The organism is Bradyrhizobium sp. SMVTL-02 (genome assembly GCF_051853005.1).
Lineage (GTDB): Bacteria > Pseudomonadota > Alphaproteobacteria > Rhizobiales > Xanthobacteraceae > Bradyrhizobium.
Genome location: NZ_CP182469.1, coordinates 6,659,823 through 6,678,550, shown reverse-complemented (window position 1 = coordinate 6,678,550; position 18,728 = coordinate 6,659,823). Strand labels below are relative to the sequence as shown.

Annotated in this window: 16 protein-coding genes and 1 pseudogene; 14 read left to right on the top strand and 3 right to left on the bottom strand. The window is 65.6% G+C overall.

All coding sequences use genetic code 11. The features are described 5' to 3' along the window. Positions 1-21 precede the first annotated feature (21 nt). The 5 genes and pseudogenes from ACNJYB_RS31895 to ACNJYB_RS31875 all read left to right on the top strand — a co-directional run. Entirely contained in the window at positions 22-318 is a 297-nt protein-coding gene (locus ACNJYB_RS31895) for a (2Fe-2S)-binding protein (RefSeq protein ID WP_439370482.1), read from the top strand. Continuing rightward, entirely contained in the window at positions 315-1,733 is a 1,419-nt protein-coding gene (locus tag ACNJYB_RS31890) for an NAD(P)/FAD-dependent oxidoreductase (protein WP_439370481.1), read from the top strand. The genes ACNJYB_RS31895 and ACNJYB_RS31890 overlap by 4 nt, the downstream gene beginning before the upstream one ends. Continuing rightward, a complete protein-coding gene (locus ACNJYB_RS31885; protein ID WP_439370480.1) occupies positions 1,730-2,851 on the top strand; it encodes an NAD(P)/FAD-dependent oxidoreductase in 1,122 nt (373 codons plus the stop codon). The genes ACNJYB_RS31890 and ACNJYB_RS31885 overlap by 4 nt, the downstream gene beginning before the upstream one ends. A 12-nt stretch (positions 2,852-2,863) precedes the next feature. After that, positions 2,864-3,211 carry a RidA family protein gene (locus tag ACNJYB_RS31880; RefSeq protein ID WP_439370479.1) on the top strand — a complete coding sequence of 116 codons (348 nt, stop codon included), beginning with the start codon at positions 2,864-2,866 and terminating at the stop codon, positions 3,209-3,211. A 183-nt stretch (positions 3,212-3,394) separates the two neighbouring features. Next, a pseudogene (locus tag ACNJYB_RS31875) lies at positions 3,395-4,071 on the top strand (ATP-binding cassette domain-containing protein); the annotation flags it as partial. A gap of 97 nt (positions 4,072-4,168) precedes the next feature. Here ACNJYB_RS31875 and ACNJYB_RS31870 read toward each other — a convergent pair. Beyond that, positions 4,169-5,497, bottom strand: coding sequence for a dicarboxylate/amino acid:cation symporter (locus tag ACNJYB_RS31870; protein WP_439370478.1), 1,329 nt, complete (start codon positions 5,495-5,497; stop codon positions 4,169-4,171). Between the two features lie 140 nt (positions 5,498-5,637). Between ACNJYB_RS31870 and ACNJYB_RS31865 the strand changes: the two genes are divergently transcribed. From ACNJYB_RS31865 to ACNJYB_RS31830, 8 genes are all read left to right on the top strand, one after another. Then, positions 5,638-6,957: a solute carrier family 23 protein gene (locus ACNJYB_RS31865; protein ID WP_439370477.1), complete on the top strand. Its 1,320-nt coding sequence runs from the start codon at positions 5,638-5,640 to the stop codon at positions 6,955-6,957. Positions 6,958-7,031: 74 nt separating this feature from the next. Next, positions 7,032-7,868, top strand: a complete 837-nt coding sequence (locus tag ACNJYB_RS31860) for an SDR family oxidoreductase (RefSeq protein ID WP_439370476.1) — start codon at positions 7,032-7,034, stop codon at positions 7,866-7,868. A 53-nt stretch (positions 7,869-7,921) separates the two neighbouring features. Beyond that, positions 7,922-8,728, top strand: coding sequence for an NAD-dependent protein deacetylase (locus ACNJYB_RS31855; protein ID WP_439370475.1), 807 nt, complete (start codon positions 7,922-7,924; stop codon positions 8,726-8,728). Positions 8,729-8,869: 141 nt separating this feature from the next. Then, on the top strand, positions 8,870-10,954 hold the full coding sequence (locus ACNJYB_RS31850; protein WP_439370474.1) for a hydantoinase/oxoprolinase family protein: 2,085 nt from the start codon (positions 8,870-8,872) through the stop codon (positions 10,952-10,954). A gap of 2 nt (positions 10,955-10,956) precedes the next feature. After that, entirely contained in the window at positions 10,957-12,615 is a 1,659-nt protein-coding gene (locus tag ACNJYB_RS31845; RefSeq protein WP_439370473.1) for a hydantoinase B/oxoprolinase family protein, read from the top strand. Positions 12,616-12,999: 384 nt separating this feature from the next. Continuing rightward, positions 13,000-14,718 carry a pyrroloquinoline quinone-dependent dehydrogenase gene (locus tag ACNJYB_RS31840; protein ID WP_439370472.1) on the top strand — a complete coding sequence of 573 codons (1,719 nt, stop codon included), beginning with the start codon at positions 13,000-13,002 and terminating at the stop codon, positions 14,716-14,718. 101 nt (positions 14,719-14,819) lie between these two features. Next, positions 14,820-15,146, top strand: coding sequence for a c-type cytochrome (locus ACNJYB_RS31835; protein ID WP_439370471.1), 327 nt, complete (start codon positions 14,820-14,822; stop codon positions 15,144-15,146). 49 nt (positions 15,147-15,195) lie between these two features. Next, on the top strand, positions 15,196-15,963 hold the full coding sequence (locus ACNJYB_RS31830; RefSeq protein ID WP_439370470.1) for a substrate-binding periplasmic protein: 768 nt from the start codon (positions 15,196-15,198) through the stop codon (positions 15,961-15,963). Between the two features lie 216 nt (positions 15,964-16,179). On the opposite strand, the gene ACNJYB_RS31825 is transcribed toward ACNJYB_RS31830, so the two are convergent. Continuing rightward, positions 16,180-16,824: a glutathione binding-like protein gene (locus ACNJYB_RS31825; RefSeq protein ID WP_439370469.1), complete on the bottom strand. Its 645-nt coding sequence runs from the start codon at positions 16,822-16,824 to the stop codon at positions 16,180-16,182. 106 nt (positions 16,825-16,930) lie between these two features. On the opposite strand from ACNJYB_RS31825, the gene ACNJYB_RS31820 reads away from it, so the two are divergent. Beyond that, entirely contained in the window at positions 16,931-17,608 is a 678-nt protein-coding gene (locus tag ACNJYB_RS31820; protein ID WP_439370468.1) for a TetR/AcrR family transcriptional regulator, read from the top strand. A gap of 142 nt (positions 17,609-17,750) precedes the next feature. Here the strand turns inward: ACNJYB_RS31820 and ACNJYB_RS31815 are convergent, their stop codons facing one another. Then, positions 17,751-18,716: a 2-hydroxyacid dehydrogenase gene (locus ACNJYB_RS31815; protein ID WP_439370467.1), complete on the bottom strand. Its 966-nt coding sequence runs from the start codon at positions 18,714-18,716 to the stop codon at positions 17,751-17,753. Positions 18,717-18,728 lie beyond the last annotated feature (12 nt).

The following is an 18,728-nucleotide window of genomic DNA, read 5'->3' as shown; positions in this document are numbered from 1 at the left end:
TAAGGAGCCACGAGGCATCCCATGTTTAGACGATCCGACCAGGACAAGCGGCCACAGGTGCAGATCTTCGTCGACGGCGTTGCCGTCGCGGCGCGCCAGGGCGACACCGTTTCGGCCGCGCTGCTGGCATCTGGCCGCGACGCACGGCGCTCCACCGCGGTCAGCGGTGCGCCGCGCTTGCCCTACTGCATGATGGGCGTGTGCTTCGACTGCCTCGTCACCATCGACGGCGTCGGCAACCGCCAGGGCTGCCTCGTGCCGGTCGTCGAGGGCATGCAGGTCGAGATCCAGAAGGGCAAGCGGGAGATCGGAAGATGACTGTGGCTCCCAAGCGCGAAGAATATGACGTCGTCGTGATCGGCGCCGGGCCTGCCGGCCTCGCTGCTGCTGCGACCTCCGCCGAAGCAGGTCTCACGACGTTGCTGCTCGACGAGAATATCGGCCCCGGCGGCCAGGTGTTTCGTGCGATCGCCTCGACGCCGGTCACCGACCGCAACCAGCTCGGCGCCGACTATTGGGTGGGCGCCGATCTCGTGCAGTCGCTGCGCGCGAGCAACGCGGAAGTGATTCAGCGTGCGACGGTCTGGAGCCTCGACCGCAATCTCGACATCGCCGTCTCGATCGGCGGCGCCTCCGCCTTCGTCAAGGCCAAGCGCGTGATCCTTGCGACCGGCGCGCTGGAGCGCCCGTTCCCGGTCCCGGGCTGGACGCTGCCGGGCGTGATGACCGCCGGCGCGGCGCAAACCATGCTGAAGTCCTCGGCGCTGGTGCCCGATGGCCGCACGGTGATCGCGGGGCAGGGGCCGCTGCTCTGGCTGCTGGCCGCGCAGATTTTGCGCCTTGGTGGCCGCATCGATCGCATCCTCGATACCACCGAGCGCGCCAATTATTTCGCCGCGCTGCCGCACGCCTTCGCGTTCATGACATCGCCTTATTTCACCAAGGGCCTGTCTATGATGCGCGAGGTGCAGGCGAAAGTGCCGGTCGTCTCCGGCATCACGGAGCTTGCTGCGGCTGGCGACGGTCAGCTCGCGAGTGTCAGCTATGTCGCCGGCAGCAAGCGAGAGACCATTCCCGCCGATCTCTTGCTGCTGCATCAGGGCGTCGTGCCCAACGTCAACCTGGCAATGGCGGCCGGCATCGAGCATCGCTGGGACGATCTGCAATTGTGCTGGTCGCCGGTGCTCGACGCGAGCGGCAATTCGTCGGTCGCGGGCATCGCGATCGCCGGCGACGGCGCCGGCATCGGTGGTGCCAATGCAGCCGTGGTGCGCGGTCGCATTGCCGCGCGCGCCGCAGTCGAAGCGCTGGCGCCCGCTTCTGCCGCAAAACTTCCCGCGATGGCAACGCTCCGCTCCGATCTCGCCAGGGCCGAGCGTGGCCGCCTGTTCCTCGATACGCTGTTCCGCCCGTCGCCACCGTTCCGCATTCCCTCAGGCGATACCATCGTCTGCCGCTGCGAGGAGGTGACGGCCAAGGACGTTCTCGACTCCGTCGCGATCGGTGCGACCGGACCGAACCAGCTCAAGGCCTATCGCCGCACCGGCATGGGCCCGTGCCAGGGCCGTCTCTGCGGCCTCACCGTCACCGAGCTGATGGCGCAGGCGCGCGGTAAAACCCCTCAGGAGATCGGCTATTACCGGCTGCGCGCGCCGGTGAAGCCGATCACGCTCGCCGAGCTCGCCGCTGTCCCGAAGAGCGAGGCCGATGTGAAGGCCGTGGTGCGCGGATGAGCAAGAACGTGGATGCGATCGTCATTGGCGGCGGCATCCACGGGTGCTCGACCACGCTGCATCTGTGCCTCGCCGGCCTGAAGCCGGTGCTGATCGAGAAGGACTATGCCGGCCGCCACGCCTCCGGCGTCAACGCCGGCGGCGTGCGCCAGCTCGCGAGGCACATCCCCGAGATCCCGCTCTCGATCCGTTCGATGGGGATCTGGGAGAAGATCAACGATCTTCTCGACGACGACTGCAGCTTCGAGAGCCACGGCCAGGTTCTGGTCGCCGAGAACGAGGACGAGCTCGCCGTCTGCCGCGCGCGCGTGGCAGAACTCAACGCGCTCGGCTTCACCCACGAGGAGCTGATCGACGCCGCCGAATTGCGCCGGCTGGTGCCCGCGGTGGCCGAGACCTGTCCGGGCGGCGTGGTCTCGCGCCGCGATGGCGCGGCCAATCCGGCGCAGACCACGACCGCGTTCCGCCGCAAGGCCGAGCAGCTCGGCGCAACCGTGCGCGAGGGCGTGGCGGCCGGCAACATCCGCCACAGCGACGGCCTCTGGCATGTCGATGTCGGATCGGACAGCTACGCCGCGCCGGTGCTGGTCAACGCGGCCGGCGCCTGGGCCGGCAAGATCGCGGCTGATCTCGGCGAGCCCGTTCCGGTCGAGACCGTCGCGCCGATGCTGATGATCACCTCGCACGTGCCGCACTTCATCGATCCCGTGGTGATCCTGCGCGGGCGGAAGCTCTCCTTCAAGCAGTTCAAGAACGGCACCGTGCTGATCGGCGGCGGCCATCTCGCGACACCCTACCAGGACCGCAACGAGACGGTGCTCGACTGGAAGAGCCTTGCGACCAGCGCGCAGACCGTGTTCGAGCTGTTTCCGGTGATGCGCAGCGCCACCATCGTCCGCGCCTGGGCCGGCATCGAGGCGAAGATGAAGGACGACATCCCGGTGTTCGGGCCGAGCGGCCGCCACAGGGGCCTCTATCACCAGTTCGGCTTCTCGCTGCACGGTTTCCAGCTCGGCCCCGGCGCCGGCGCCGTCATGGCTGAGCTGATCGTCAACGGCGGCACCCAGACCCGCGTCAGCGATCTCGGCATCGACCGCTTCCATCCATCCACTCTCTAAGAAGAGGACATCATGAGCATCACCCGCAGCATCCGGACGCCCATCATGCACCGAGCGGTCGAAGCCAACGGCTTCGTCTTCGTCGGCGGCACCATCGCCGACGACACCAGCGTTTCCATGGGCCACCAGACCCGCAACATCCTCGGCAAGATCGCAGGCTATCTGAAGGAGGCCGGCACCGATAAGAGCCGCGTCGTCAGCGCCTCGATCTTCGTCACCGATCTGTCGAAGAAGAAAGAGATGGATGCAGCCTGGACCGAGTTCTTCGGCGACAATTTGCCGACCCGCGCCACCGTCGGCGTCGCCGATCTCGGCGGCGGCGCGCTGATCGAGGTGGTGGTCACCGCGCTCAAGGGCTGATCGCGCACGGCGACGAAGGACGGCAGCGCCGCTCGCGCCGTTGTCTCCTTGTGCCGCCGCCTTGATCTCGTCCTTCGATGGGACTACTTGGGGAGTTCCTCAACCAGGATATTCGCAGCCATGGATTTAACCCGACCGCAACGCTCATCCGCCTTGCCCACGGGGAATTCCATGCCTGCTTCGACTGTCCTGGCGGCGGGCAGGGAGGTGCGTTGACTGGACCGGGTCAGCGCCGGCTATCGGCCGGCGGGCCGGTCTTGCGCGATCTCTCATTCGCCATCGTCGGGCCGGAGCGGATCGCGCTGGTCGGCCCGAACGGATCCGGCAAGACGACGCTGCTGAAACTCGTGGCGGGCGAGCTGCGCCCACTCTCTGGCACCGTGAGGGTCAGGCCGGACTTCGCGTTGTTCGACCAGAAGGTCAGCCTGCTCGATCCCGCGATCTCGATCCTGGAGAATTTCGGTCGTCTCAATCCGAAGGCGGGCGCGAATGAATGCCATGCCGCGCTGGCGCGGTTCATGTTTCGCGCCGATGCTGCCTTGCAAGAAGTCGGACGTCTCAGTGGCGGGCAGATGCTTCGTGCCGGCCTGGCCTGCGTGCTGGGCGGGCCAACGCCGCCGTCTCTGCTGATCCTGGACGAGCCGACCAATCATCTGGACATCGAGGCCATCGAGGCCGTTGAAGCAGGCTTGAGAGCCTATGACGGTGCTCTGCTCGTCGTCAGTCATGACGAGGCATTTTTGCAGGCGATCGGGATCACGCGTCGATTCGATCTCACCGGCGAACGTGTCCAAAGGTCCGACATTCGAGCAATAAAAACCCGACGCCCTGCCCCCAGCGCGTCGGGTGGAAAGAAATGAGTATCAATCAGTGATCCCAACGTCACTGTTGTGACGCGTGCCGCACCAAATTTCTACTCCGGAAAACTACCGCGGTCGTAACCGGACTGCCGTGGCCTCACGCACGGCCACCCGGTTCCAGCGCTTCGCCGATCTCCAGCGGATGCGCCATGGTCTCGTGCAGCGCCTCGCGGTCGAGCTCGCCTTCGGAGATGCTGATGACGACGCAGGCAACGCCATTGCCGATCAGATTGGTCAGCGCGCGGCACTCGCTCATGAACTTGTCGATCCCGACCAGGATCGCGATCGACTGGATCGGGATATCAGGCACGATCGAGAGCGTCGCGGCGAGCGTGATGAAGCCGGCGCCGGTCACGCCCGAGGCGCCCTTCGAGGTGATCATGGCGATGCCGAGAATGCCGAGCTCCTGCCAGATGGTCAGATGCGTGTTGGTCGCCTGCGCCAGGAACAGCGTCGCGAGCGTCATGTAGATGTTGGTGCCGTCGAGGTTGAAGCTGTAGCCGGTCGGAATCACGAGGCCGACCACCGAGCGCGAGGCGCCGAGATGCTCCATCTTCTGGATCATCTGCGGCAGCACCGTCTCCGAGGACGAGGTGCCGAGCACGATCAGGAGCTCGTCCTTGATATAGGCGATGAAGCGCAGGATCGAGAAGCCGGCGAGTCGCGCGATCGCACCCAGCACGATCAGCACGAACAGGATGCTGGTCAGATAGAACGTACCGATCAGGGCGGCGAGGTTGAGCAGCGAGCCGAGCCCGTAGGCGCCGACGGTGAACGCCATCGCGCCGAACGCGCCGACCGGCGCGACGCGCACGATGATGCGGATGATGCCGAAGAACATCTTTGCCGCCTTGTCGATCGCCGCCGCGATGGGCTCGCCGGCCTTGCCGAGGAAGGCAATGGAGAAGCCGGAGAGAATCGAGATCAGCAGCACCTGCAGCAGGTCGCCGCGCGCGATGGCGCCGAGATAGCTGTCGGGAATGATCGCCATCAGGTGGGCGACGATGCCCTCTTCCTTGGCCTTGGTGACGTAGGTCGCGACCGAGTTCGGGTCGATCGTGGCGGGATCGATGTTGAAGCCGTGTCCGGGCTGGAGAATCTCCCCGACCAGCAGGCCAACCGCGAGCGCGACGGTCGAGACCGTCTCGAAATAGATCAGCGACTTCAATCCGACCCGGCCGACACGCTTGAGGTCGCCCATCGAGGAGATGCCGTGTACCACGGTGCAGAAGATGACGGGCGCGATCATCATCTTGATCAGCGCGATGAAACCGTCGCCGAGCGGCTTCAACGCCTTGCCGAGATCGGGATAGAAATAGCCGATGAGCACGCCGAGCACGATCGCGATCAGCACCTGGACGTAGAGGATCTTGTACCAGGGCTGGTGCCGGCGGTGGACGGCTGGCTGGACCGCAATCTGTGTCATATGCTGAGCCCCGGAACGCATTGATCTCGCAAGATTTGACTCTTGCATGACCCGCATCATGTGATGGCCGCTACAGAAGCGACAATCACATTTTTGTCGGATCGCACGAACATCGATCGCTGCACCGCAACGGGGGGAACATGACAGCCACGACAGGCTCGGACGAGCAGACGCAAGGCTATTTTCCGCGCTGGAAGCTCAAGACCTCGGGCGTGATCATGCCGGAGGAGCGGCTGTCATGGGGCCAGACCATCGTCTCCGGTCTGCAGCATTGCGTGGCGATGTCAGGTGCGACGATCATCGCGCCGCTCTTGATGGGATTCGATCCCAACGTTGCGGTCCTGTTCTCCGGCGTCGGCACGCTGATCTTCTTCGTCATCGTCGCCGGGCGCGTGCCGAGCTATCTCGGCTCGAGCTTCGCCTTCATCGCCGTCGTCCTCGCCGCCACCGGCTACGCCGGGCAGGGGCCGAACCCGAACATCTCCGTTGCGCTCGGGGGCATCGTCGGAGCCGGGGTGCTCTACGGCGCGATTGCGCTGATCGTGATGTGGTCGGGCGTCGGCTGGGTCGAGCGCCTGATGCCGCCGGCCGTCACCGGCGCCGTGGTCGCCGCGATCGGTCTCAACCTCGCACCCGTCGCGGTCAAGGCGGTGAGCGCCAATGCGTTCGACACCTGGATCGGTCTCGCGACCGTTCTGATGATCGGCGTGGTCGCCGTTGCAGCGCCAGGCCTGTGGCGCCGGCTGCCGATCATCCTCGGCGCGATCGGCGGATATCTTTTGTATTTTCTGTTCGCGAACGGCCTCGGCTTCGGCAAGCCGATCGACTTCACCCAGCTTTCGGCGGCGCCGTGGCTCGGCCTGCCGAAATTCACCACGCCGACGTTCCAGGCCGATGCGATCTTTCTGATCGCGCCGGTCGCGGTCATCCTCGTCGCCGAGAACCTCGGGCACATCAAGGCCGTCGGCGCGATGACGGGGCGCAGCCTCGATGCCTATCTCGGCCGGGCCTTGTTCGCCGACAGCCTCGCCACGATCGTCGCGGCCTGCGGCGGCGGCACCGGCGTCACCACCTATGCCGAGAACATCGGCGTCATGGCGGCGACGAAGGTCTATTCGACTCTGCTGTTTGCGTTCGCGGCCACGGTGTCGATCCTGCTCGGCTTCTCGCCGAAATTCGGCGCGCTGATCCTGTCGATCCCCGGGCCCGTGATCGGTGGTCTCTCCATCGTGCTGTTCGGCTTGATCGCCGCGATGGCGGGCCGGATCTGGGTCGAGAACAAGGTCGACTTCGCAAACCCTGCGAACCTGATCACCGTCGCCGTGGCGTTGACCGCAGGCGCGGGCGACCTCACGCTCAAATTCGGTGCGTTCACGATCGGCGGGATCGGCACCGCGACCTTCGGCGCCATCATCCTGTATCAGATCCTGACCTCGCCGCTCGCGCGCCACGGGGAGTGAATCCCAGCAATGCGCGGATGGGAATGGAACAAAACGCCGGTTCCATCCATGATGAGGCATTCCGGAGAGAACACATGCCGCAAACCGAACACTCAACGTCCTTTCCCTCGCGCCTCGCCGGCCAATACGCCCTGGTGACTGGCGCCTCGCAAGGCATCGGCCGTGCCGTCGCCATCCGGCTGGCGCAGGAAGGCGCGACCGTCGCCATCAACTATTTCGATCATCCCGGAAAGGCCGAGGAGACGCTCGCCCTTGCGCGGACGGCATCGAGCGACCGCGGTCACGGCAGGCTCGATCACATCATCGTCAAGGCCGATGTCGGCAACGAGCAGGACATCGCCGCGATGTTCGAGACGGTCCTGGCGCGCTTCAAGCGGCTCGACTGCCTCGTCAACAATGCCGGCTTCCAGCGGGAGTCGCCGAGCGAGGCACTCGACCTCGAAACCTATCGCCGCATCATCGACGTCAACCTCAACGGTGCCGTGCTCTGTGCGCAGAAGGCACTGGCGCATTTCGTCGCGCGCGGCGGAGGCGGCAGCATCATCAATTGCTCCAGCGTCCACCAGATCATTCCGAAGCCGGGCTACCTCGCTTACTCCATCAGCAAGGGCGGCATGGCCAATCTGACGCGCACGCTGGCGCTCGAATTTGCAGGGCGCGGCATCCGCGTCAATGCGGTCGGTCCCGGCGCGATCGACACGCCGATCAACGCGGCCTGGACCGGCGATCTCGAAAAGCGCGGCGTCGTCACCAGCCACATTCCCATGGGCCGCGTCGGCACGCCGGAAGAGATCGCCGCCGTGTTCGCCTTCCTCGCCTCGGACGATGCCAGCTACATCACTGGACAGACCATCTACGCCTGTGGTGGCATAACGCTGTTTCCGGAGTTTCGCGAGAACTGGGCGAGCTAGGCAGGCCCGCGCGGCATCTGGCAGAATCCGCCGGCGCAGACTACATCTGCGCCATGGCAAGCTCTCCCCTCCAGGATTTCGTCGGCCGGCACGACAATCTGTTCGTGCTGACCGGCGCCGGCTGCAGCACCAATTCGGGCATTCCCGATTACCGCGACAGTCATGGAAACTGGAAGCGGACGCAGCCGGTCAATTTCCAGGCCTTCATGTCGGATGCGCGTACGCGCCAGCGCTATTGGGCGCGCAGCCTGATCGGCTGGCGGCGGTTCGGCCAAGCGAGGCCGAATGATGCGCACCGTGCGCTGGCCCGGCTCGAGGGCGACGGCCGCTGCGGCATGCTCCTGACCCAGAACGTCGACCGGCTGCATCAATCCGCCGGCCACCGGCGGGTGATCGATCTGCATGGCCGGCTCGATCTCGTCCGCTGCATGGGCTGCGGGGTGAAGACGCCGCGGAGCGAATTCCAGGACACGCTCGGCCGCCCGAATGCGGAGTGGCTGACGCTCGATGCCGCGGACGCGCCGGACGGTGACGCCGATCTGGAGCGCGCGGAGTTCTCGTCGTTCAAGGTGCCTCATTGCGAAGCCTGCGGCGGCATCCTCAAGCTCGACGTGGTGTTCTTCGGCGAGAACGTGCCGCGCGACGTGGTCGCCACGGCGCAGGATCACCTGGCGCAGGCGGATGCCATGCTGATCGTCGGCTCGTCATTGATGGTCTATTCCGGATTCCGTTTCGTGCAGGCGGCCGCGAAACGGCAGATTCCGATCGCCGCGGTCAATCTCGGACGCACCCGCGCCGACGATCTCCTGACGCTGAAGGTCGAGGAGCGCTGCGAAGCGGCGCTTGCATTCCTGCTCTGATTGCGCAGGCCGCGAACACGCCTTGCCTATTGCAAAGGTGCCGCGCAGAATGACCGGGCATAGCGTTGCTGGCATGCCTCATGGCACGCAAATTGCTAGCTTTTTGGGCCCAATCTTGACGATCAGCACGGAGAATTTGGAATGCTTGAGGGAGCCGAGGTGCGGCTTGCCGTGGATATCGGTGGCACGTTCACCGACATCGTGCTGGACGTGGGCGAGGCGCGCAAGACGCGCAAGGTGCTGACAACGCCGCAGCGACCCGAGCGGGCGGTGCTCGACGGCATGCGTCTCATTCTCGCCGATGCGCGGGCCCACATCAGCGATATCGACGTCTTCATTCACGGCACCACGCTCGCGACCAACGCCATCATCGAGCGCCGCGGCGCCAGGACGGCGCTGATCGCGACCTACGGCTTTCGCGACGTGCTCGATATCGGCACCGAGAGCCGCTACGACCAGTACGATCTCAGCATCGACAAGCCGAAGCCGCTGGCGCCGCGCAGCCTTCGCTTCACCGTGCCCGAGCGCATCGACGCCCACGGGGCGGTTCGTCTCCCGCTCGACGAGACGGCCGTACGCGCACTCGCGCCGAAATTGCGCGAGCTGGGCGTCGAGAGCGTCGCGATCGCCTTCCTGCACTCCTATGCCAATCCCGAGCACGAGCGCCGCGCGGCTGCGATCATTGCCGAAGAGATGCCCGGCATTTCGGTGACGGTCTCGTCGGCGGTGTGTCCGGAGATCCGCGAATATGAGCGCACCTCCACGGCAGTTGCCAACGCCTATGTGCAGCCGTTGATCGACGGCTATCTCGCCCGCATGGCCGATGCCTTGCAGGTCGAGCAGTTTCGCGGCGCGATCTACCTCGTCACGTCGGGCGGCGGCGTCACCTCGATCGAGACGGCGCGGCGCTTTCCCGTGCGTCTCGTCGAATCCGGCCCGGCCGGCGGCGCCATCTTCGCGGCGCAGATCGCGGCACGGTTGGGGGAGAGCAAGGTGCTCTCCTTCGACATGGGCGGCACCACGGCAAAGATCTGCCTGATCGAAGAATACCAGCCCGAGACCTCGCGCGTGTTCGAGGTCGACCGCGCCGCGCGCTTCCTGAAAGGTTCGGGCCTGCCGGTGCGCATCCCCGTGATCGAGATGGTCGAGATCGGCGCCGGCGGTGGCTCGATCGCCCATGTCGACGCGATGAAGCGTGTCACCGTCGGCCCGGAGAGCGCCTCGTCCGAGCCTGGTCCCGCCTGCTACGGCCGCGGCGGCCAGCGTCCATCGGTGACGGATGCGGACGTTGCACTCGGCATGATCGATCCTGATGCCTTCGCAGGCGGCACGATCAAGCTCGATCCGGAGCTCTCGAAGCAGGTGCTGCTGCGCGATGTCGGTGAGGCACTCGGCCTGTCGGCGGAAACGGCGGCCTATGCCGTGCACGAGGTCGTCTGCGAGAACATGGCGAGCGCGGCGCGCGTGCATGCGGTCGAGCGCGGCGCCGTGGTCGGCCAGCACACGCTGATCGCCTTCGGCGGTGCCGCGCCGCTGCATGCGGCGCGCGTCGCCGAGAAGATCGGTGTCTCCCGCGTGATCGTGCCGTCGAATGCCGGCGTCGGCTCGGCGGTCGGATTCCTGGCGGCGCCCATCGCCTACGAGCTGGTGCGCAGCCGTCATGTCCGGCTCGACGATTTCGACACCAAGGCCGTCTCCGACTTGCTTCAGGAGATGGCGACCGAGGCGCGTGCGCTGGTCGAGCCCGGCGCAGCCGGCGCGCCGGTGCGCGAGCGCCGTGCAGCCTTCATGCGCTATGTCGGTCAGGGCCACGAGATCACCGTCGAGCTGCCGAACCGGCCGTTGACCTCGGCCGATCTCGCCGGCCTGCGCCAGAAGTTCGAGACTGACTATTCGGCGATGTTCGAGCGCCCGATCCCGGGCGCGGCGATCGAGGTCTTGAGCTGGTCGGTGCTCGCCACCACCGAGGCGCGCAATCCGCCCGCCGTTGCGGCGGTCGCGCGCAAGCCGGCGGCGAAGGCCTCCGGCAGCCGAAAATTCTTCGACGGCCGGGCCGGCGAGGTGATCGAGATCCCGCTCTATCGCCGCGAGGACATGGCGCCGGGCGCGACCATCGCGGGCCCCGCCGTGATCGCGGAAGACGAGACATCCACTTTTGTCTCGACCAGTTTTGACGCGCATATCGACGGTGCCGGCAGCATCGTCATGGAACGAAAGGCGGCTTGATCATGAGCAAGGCAAGCGGCGCGAGCCTGATCGACCTCCAGATCATGTGGCACCGGCTGATCGCCGTGGTCGAGGAGCAGGCGCAGGTGCTTTTGCGCACTGCGTTCAGCCCGATCGTGCGCGAATGCGGCGACCTCTCGGCCGGCGTGTTCGACCTCAGGGGGCGTATGCTGGCGCAGGCGGTCACCGGCACGCCCGGTCACGTCAACTCGATGGCGGAATCGGTCAAGCACTTCATCGCCCACTTTCCGATCGAGACGATGAAGGAGGGCGATGCCTACATCACCAACGATCCCTGGATGGGCACCGGCCATCTCAACGATTTCGTCGTCACCACGCCCTGCTTCAAGGACGGCAAGGTCGTCGCGCTGTTCTCCTGCACCAGCCATCTCATGGACATCGGCGGCATCGGCTTCGGGCCTGACGCCACCGACGTGTTCATGGAGGGTCTCTACATCCCCATGCTGAAGCTGATCGACCAGGGCGTCGTCAACGAGACGCTGATGGCGATGATCCGCACCAACACGCGGCTGCCGATCGATACCGAGGGCGACACCTATTCGCTCGCCGGCTGCAATGACGTCGGCTGCGAGCGTCTGGTCGAGATGATGACCGAGTTCGGCATCGACACGCTCGACGAGCTCGGCGACTACATCTGCGACCGCTCGCGCGAGGCCGTGCTCGCCGAGATCGCAAAGCTGCCGAAGGGCAGCTGGCGCAACAGCATGGTCGTGGACGGCTACGATGCGCCGGTGACGCTCGCCGCGACGCTGACGATATCGGATGCGGGCATTCACGTCGATTTCGACGGCACGTCGGACGCGTCGAAATTCGGCATCAACGTGCCGCTGTCCTACACCACCGCCTACACCGTGTTCGGCCTCGGCTGCGTCGTCGCCTCGCAGATCCCGAACAATGCCGGCTCGCTCTCGCCGCTGACGGTGTCGGCTCCCCCTGGCGCGATCCTCAATGCGCCGAAGCCGGCGCCGGTCGCCTCGCGCCACGTCATCGGCCAGATGCTGCCCGACGTCGTGTTCGGCTGCCTGCGCCAGATCATTCCCGAGCGCGTGCCCGCTGAAGGCACCTCGTGTCTGTGGAATCTCAACGTGCGTGGCCAGACCCGCTCGGGCGCCGGCGGCAATTACGGGTTCTCCATGGCGGTCACCTCCAATGGCGGCACCGGCGCGCGCTTCGGCAAGGACGGGCTGTCGGCGACCGCCTATCCCAGCGGCGTGCGCGGCACGCCGGTGGAGATCGCGGAGACGCAGACGCCGCTGATCTTCTGGCGCAAGGAGCTGCGTCCGGATTCCGGCGGAGCAGGGCGCACCCGCGGCGGCCTCGGCCAGATCATCGAGGTCGGCAGCGGCGTCGATGCGCCGTTCGACATCCTCGCGGCGTTCGACCGCATCGATCATCCGCCGCGCGGCCGCGACGGCGGCCAGAACGGCGAGGCCGGCTATGTCGGCCTGAAATCCGGCAAGAAGCTTCGTGGCAAGGGTTTTCAGCAGGTGCCGCCGGACGATCGGCTGGTGGTGATGACGCCCGGCGGTGCCGGCATTGGCGATCCCAGGGAGCGCGATCGTGCGGCCGTCAACGAGGACGTCGCGAGCGGTCTCGTGTCCCCGGACAACGCGGTCAAGCTTTACGCGTATGCGCGTTGATGCCAACGCGTCGATCGGATTAGTGCCGCTGCTGGCGCTCTGGCCCGGCATCGTCGCGATCCTGCCGCGGATGCGCTAGGGAGAGCCGTAAGAGATCGAACGGTCAGCGCTGCTGTCGTTTCAATTCGGCCTCCGCGCCAAGTCGCCCGGCGCGCGCATTCCATCTTTGCACGTCCTGCGATCCGTCGTACGCTGTGTGAGCAGACGTGCGACAGCAATCACGGCAGTGAACGTGGCTCCCTCGGCGACATGCGCCGAGAGAAGGGGCATTTGTTGGCAGCTCATGTCCGGTGGAGGACTATCGACGCGTACCGAACTGCAAACGTTCCTCGCAGCGGCGTTCACGAGACGCAATCAACAAACACAAAGCGGGAGGAAGTGCATATGAGGAAGCAGTGGCTCAACTCGGGCTTACCTGTTCTCGCCGTTGCGGCATTTGCTGCGTCGGCGGCGTTGGCCCAAACCGTGGATACGGCCCGGATCGAGGGCGCCGGGCAGAACGACTGGCTCACCTATCACGGTTCATACAAATCCCATCATTACAGCCCGCTCGCGCAGATCAACGCGAACAACGTCGGCAATCTGGGCGTCGCCTGGATGCACATTCCAGGACGATCGACGCGCGGCCTGCAGTCGATGCCCCTCGCGGCCGACGGTGTGCTGTACTACTCGGGATCCTACAGCCGTGTTTTCGCGCTGAACGGCGCGACGGGCGAGGTCATCTGGTCGTTCTTTCCGGAGCTGGATGAGGCGCTCATCAGCCGCCAGACCCACTCTCCCTACAACCGCGGCGTAGCGCTCGGCGAAGGCAAGGTCTTCGTCGGCACCATGGACGGTCGTCTGTTCGGGCTCGATGCGAAGACCGGCAAGGTGCTCTGGGAGACCAGGCTGATCGATTCGCAGAAGCTCACGGTCGGCTTTACCGGCGCGCCGCTCTACGCGAAGGGGACTGTGATCATCGGCTCGCAAGGGGGCGAATGGCCGGGCCGCGGCCCGATCTTCGCGGTCGATGCCACCACTGGAAAGAAGAAGTGGGAGTTCCTGACGGTCGCGGGCACCGACGAGGCTATGAAGACCTGGGGCAACGATTCCTGGCGCACCGGCGGCGGTGGCGGCTGGATGCCGGGCACCTACGATTCCGAGACCAACACCATCCTGTGGGGCACCGCAAACCCGGCGCCGCTCTACGACTGGTCGGGCGCCGACTACAAGACGCAAGGTGCGCGCCCCGGCGACAATCTCTACACGAGTTCGGTGATCGCTCTCGATATCGATACCGGAAAGCTGAAATCCTACCATCAGGAACTGCCGCACGATGCCTGGGACTTCGACAGCGCCGTCGGCGAGTTCGTGATGCTCGAGCGAGACGGCCAGAAATACGTGGTTCATCCGAACAAGGGCGGCTTCGTCTTCGTCTACGACCGCAATCTCGGCGTGAAGAACGTCTGGCGGCTGGTCGAGAACATCAACTTCGTCAAGGATATCGATCCCAAGACCGGCGCGTTGATCGGCCGTCGCGATTTCCCGGTCGGGAAGGTCACCGAACCGCCGCTGTGTCCGTTCATCGGCGGCGGCATCAGCTGGAACTCCGGCTCCTACAGCCCGAAGACCGGTCTTTACTACAAGATCGGCCAGGAATGGTGCATGACGCTCGATATCCAGAAGACGACGCCGGTCACCGCGCCGCAGGCGCAGCTCAACATCGGCGCCGATTTCAAGATGGCGCCGCCCCCTGGCGGTGAGATCTACGGACACCTCGACGCGCGCGACCCCATCACGGGGGCAAAGAAATGGGAGGTTCGCTACCCCGAGCCGCCGCTGGGGAGCGTGCTGTCGACCGCCGGCAATCTGGTGTTCGTGCCCGATTCCCGCGGCGTCCTTCACGCCTACGATGCCGAGACCGGGGCCGAGCTGTGGAAGCACAACAATGGCACCGGCCACCAGGGCGGCATCGTCAGCTACTCCGCCGGGGGCAAGCAATATATCGCCGTAACCGCGGGCTTTGGCGGGATGCTGGCGGACGAATATGCGCCGAACTTCGGCGGCGCCTACAAGAGCATGCCGCGTGACGACGGCGCGCTCATCGTCTTCAGCCTGAAATAGCCTGCCGCAAACGTTCGTCGGGAAGCGGGCGCAAGCCCGCTCCCCGGTCGATCGAAGCAGCGGCGTGATTCAGGAATGGAGAGGACGTGTTGAGATTGCATTTGAAAACGATTCCGGCGGCGCTGGCCGCCTCGTTGCTGTGCGCTGTTATGGCTCAAGCACAATCCGCCACGCCGGCGCCCGAGAACGGGACGCTCGACGTCGAGCAGGTGTTCGCGGGGACTTGCGGCTTCTGTCACTCCGACGGTGGACGTGCAGCCGGCAAGGGGCCGCAACTGATGAACTCGCCGCGCGACGACGACTTCATTCGCGACCGCATCAAGCACGGCAAGCAGGGAGCGATGCCGGCATTCGACGGCGCCTTCACCGACGCCCAGATCGACCAGATCGTCAAATACATCCGCGCCTTGAAACCGCGCGAGGGTTGAACCGCCAGGACTCGATCCGTCAAGCCCCGAACCATCCAAGAGACACGGAATGAAGGCATTCGCCCCGGCCATCGTCGCTGCTGCCATCGTTCTGTCGGGGCCCGCGCAGGCGCGAACCCTGGACGCGATCCGTTCGAGCGGCGTGATCGGGTTGTGCGCGCATCCCAATTCGCTTCCCTTTGCGCACAAGGCCGCCGATCCACCCGGCTTTCAGGTCGAGTTCGGTCGGGTGCTGGCACGCGAGCTCGGCGTCTCGCTCAGGCTCGACTGGATCATCACGCAATATCAGATGCGCAGCGCCGGCTGTGACATTCTTCTGGACGTCATCGCCGACCGCGAAGCGCAGGGCGAAACCCGCCTGAGGATCTCGAAACCGTATTATCGCACGGGCGTCGCGCTCGCGGTGCCGTCATCCAGCACGCTCACCTCGTTCGGGAGCCTCAACGAGGCGACCAGGGTGGGCGTGCAGGTTGGATCGATCGCAGCCATGATCATCGGTCAACGGCGCGTGCCGACGTCGACCTTCGGCTTCGAGAACGATAGCCTGGAAGCGGTGTCGAACCGTGAGATCGATGCCGCCGCCGTCACGCCCACCGCGGCGAGCTATTTCAACCTGACGCATCCGGACAAGAAGCTCCGGATCCTGGATCGCGACGAGAGCGTGGTCGATCTCAACTGGAACGTTGCCGTCGGCATGATCCGTCCGGACGATGCGTTGCGCGAAGCCATCGACGGAGCCGTGGAGCGGCTGCGGAGCGACGGCACGATCGACCGCATCTACAGCCGCTATGGCATCGTGCTGCAGGCGCCGAAATAGTCGAGCTGCAGGACGGAGCGGCTTTGGCTGGATCGACTGCCGCGGCTCGTTCACCTCTCCCGCTTGCGACCCGCTTGCGGGAGAGGTCGCGCCGGAGGCGCGGGTGAGGGCTTTCTCCTCCTGGGGGTTGTGCCATTGGAGAAGCATCCTCTCCCGCAAGCGGGAGAGGGAGCGCACCTCCCGTGGTTGCAGCGATCGAGCCTATTTCATCGCGCCTCAGGCCGCCGCCTTCTTCCGCGCGAGCTCGGCCTTGTACAGCTCGAACTCTTCCGCAATCGCCTTGGCGACTGACGGCCGCTGGCGCAGGCGCTCGTAATACGCCTTTACGTTGGGCCATTTCGCAAGCTCGATCGGCGGCGTCGCCATGGTCCAGTTGATGACCGTGACGAGATAGGCATCGGCCACGCTGAAATGGTCGAGCAGGAATTCCCTGCCTTTCAGGTAATTGTCGAGATAATCGAGCCGCGACAGGTTCTTCTCCAGCACATAGGCTTTGGCTTCCTGCGGCGCCTTGCGGTCGAGTACGGGAATGAACAGGCCCTTGTGCAGCTCGGTGCCGATGAAGCAGAGCCATTGATGCAGCCTTGTGCGCTCGATGCCCGCGGTGGCGCCGAGGCCGGATTGCGGAAAACGGTCCGCGACATATTGCAGGATTGCGGCGTTCTCGGTGAGCACCACGCCTTCGTCGGTGCGCAGCGTCGGCACGAGGCCGATCGGATTGACGGCGCGGAAGTCGGAGCCGTCGTTCAGCACGGTCTTGGTCGGCGGATCGACTTCGAGATAGTTCGCCTCGGCGCCGGCTTCATACAATGCGACGCGCGTCGCCATCGAGCAGGCGAGCGGCGAGAAATAAAGATCCATCTGTAGCCTCCTTGGGCAATTCCTCTTTTGGTGTCGCTCAACCTGGCCAGATTGATTTTTGTACCATCTTGCATAATATATCCGTGGTCAAGGATTATTTTGCGAAATGGTACAAAAATCGAAGCCGCCAGCTGCCGGTCAGCCCAGGCGCCGCGGCGAACCCGAGCGCCGCGGCGAACCCAAGCGTCGTGGCCGTCCCCGCGCCTACGAGCCCGATATCGCGCTGGGCAAGGCGCTCGATCTGTTCCGCAAGCAAGGTTTTGCGGCCACCTCGCTCGATGATCTCAGCCAAGCGACCGGCATGAACCGGCCGAGCCTCTACGGCGCCTTCGGCGACAAGCGCGAGCTCTACATCAAGAGCTACCAGCGCTATCGTGAGGAGGCTGCCGCCTCCATGGTCGAGATCTTTCGCCAGGAGATGCCCCTGCGGCAGCGGCTGGAGCGCATCTACGCTGCGGCGCTCGACATCTATCTGTCCGGCGACACCGGCCCGCGCGGCTGCTTCACGGTCGTGACCGCGGCGTCCGAGGCCGTCGGCGATCCCGAGATCCGCGCCATGGTGCTCGACGGTCTCACCGGGCTCGACAAGGCGTTTGCAAGCTGCTTCCGCCGCGCGAGGGAGAAAGGCGAGCTGCCGGAGGGCGCCGATCCGTTCGCGCTGGCGCAGATCGCGTCCGCCACCGTCCACACCATCGCCATCCGCTCGCGCGCCCGCGTCCCGCGCAAGGAGCTGGAAGCGATCGTGAAGGGCGCGATTGATGTGATGCTGGGAGCAAAGCCCTAGCTGTCATCCCCGCGCAGCCCGGCTTTCGCCAGGCGGCGCGGCGACGGGCGTGGCATCGAGCCGGGACTGTCGCACCGTGAAGTCGCCGCCGGGTGCGCGGGCGTACTCGGCTGCATAGAAGAGCGTGCAGAGCTACCGGGCCTCAATACCCCCTGACCCGGTCCACCACGTTCTCCAGCGCACCGCCCGCCTCGAATTTTTCGATCTGCTCGGCGACGTAGGCCGAGATGGCCTCCGCATCGGTGTCGGCGGCGTTGTGCGGGGTCAGCAGCACCTTGGGGTGGGTCCAGAACCGGCTGTCCTTCGGCTGCGGCTCCTGCACGAAGACGTCGAGCGAGGCGGCACCGAGCGTGCCGTCATCGAGACAGGCGAGGATGTCGGCTTCGTTCTGCAAGCCGCCGCGGCCGGCATTGATCAGCACCGGCGCGCCGAGCGGGCTGGTGCGGTTGAGCTTTGAGAAGACGTCGCGGTTGAGGATGCCGTGCGTGTCTGGAGTCAGGGGCAAAAGGCTGGCGAGGATGTCGGTCTTGCGCAGGAACGCGTCCATGCCGGCAGTGCCATGGAAGCATTCGACGCCCGCGATCGTGCGCGGGCTGCGGCTCCAGCCGGTGACCCGGAAGCCGAGCCGTCGCAGCACGCCGGCCGCGTCCGCACCGAGGGTGCCGAGTCCCATCACGCCGACGGTGATGGCGCTCGCCGGCCACTGATATTTCGGCTCCCAGCGCTTCTCGCGCTGCGACTGCCGCAGGTACAGCTCCTGGCGGTGGTGCATCAGCACGTGCAGCACGACGTATTCGGTCATCCGGTTGGTGAGGTCAGGCACGGCGACGCGGACCAGCGGCACGTCGGGCAGGCTCTTGTCCGCCATCAGCGCATCGACGCCGGCGCCGAGATTGAAGATGGCGCGAAGATTGGGGAACGCGCCGAGATCGCCCGGCACCGGCTTCCACACCGCCGCATAATGCACCTCGGCAGGATCGAGCCCGGGATCGGGCAGCAGCACCACGCGGCGGCCGCCGCAGACCGCGTCGAACCGGGCCTTCCAGCGCTCCGGCAGCCAGTTCTGCTGCGTGCTGTTGATCAGGACGGCCAGGGTGCCTTTGCTCATTCGAAGTGCCTC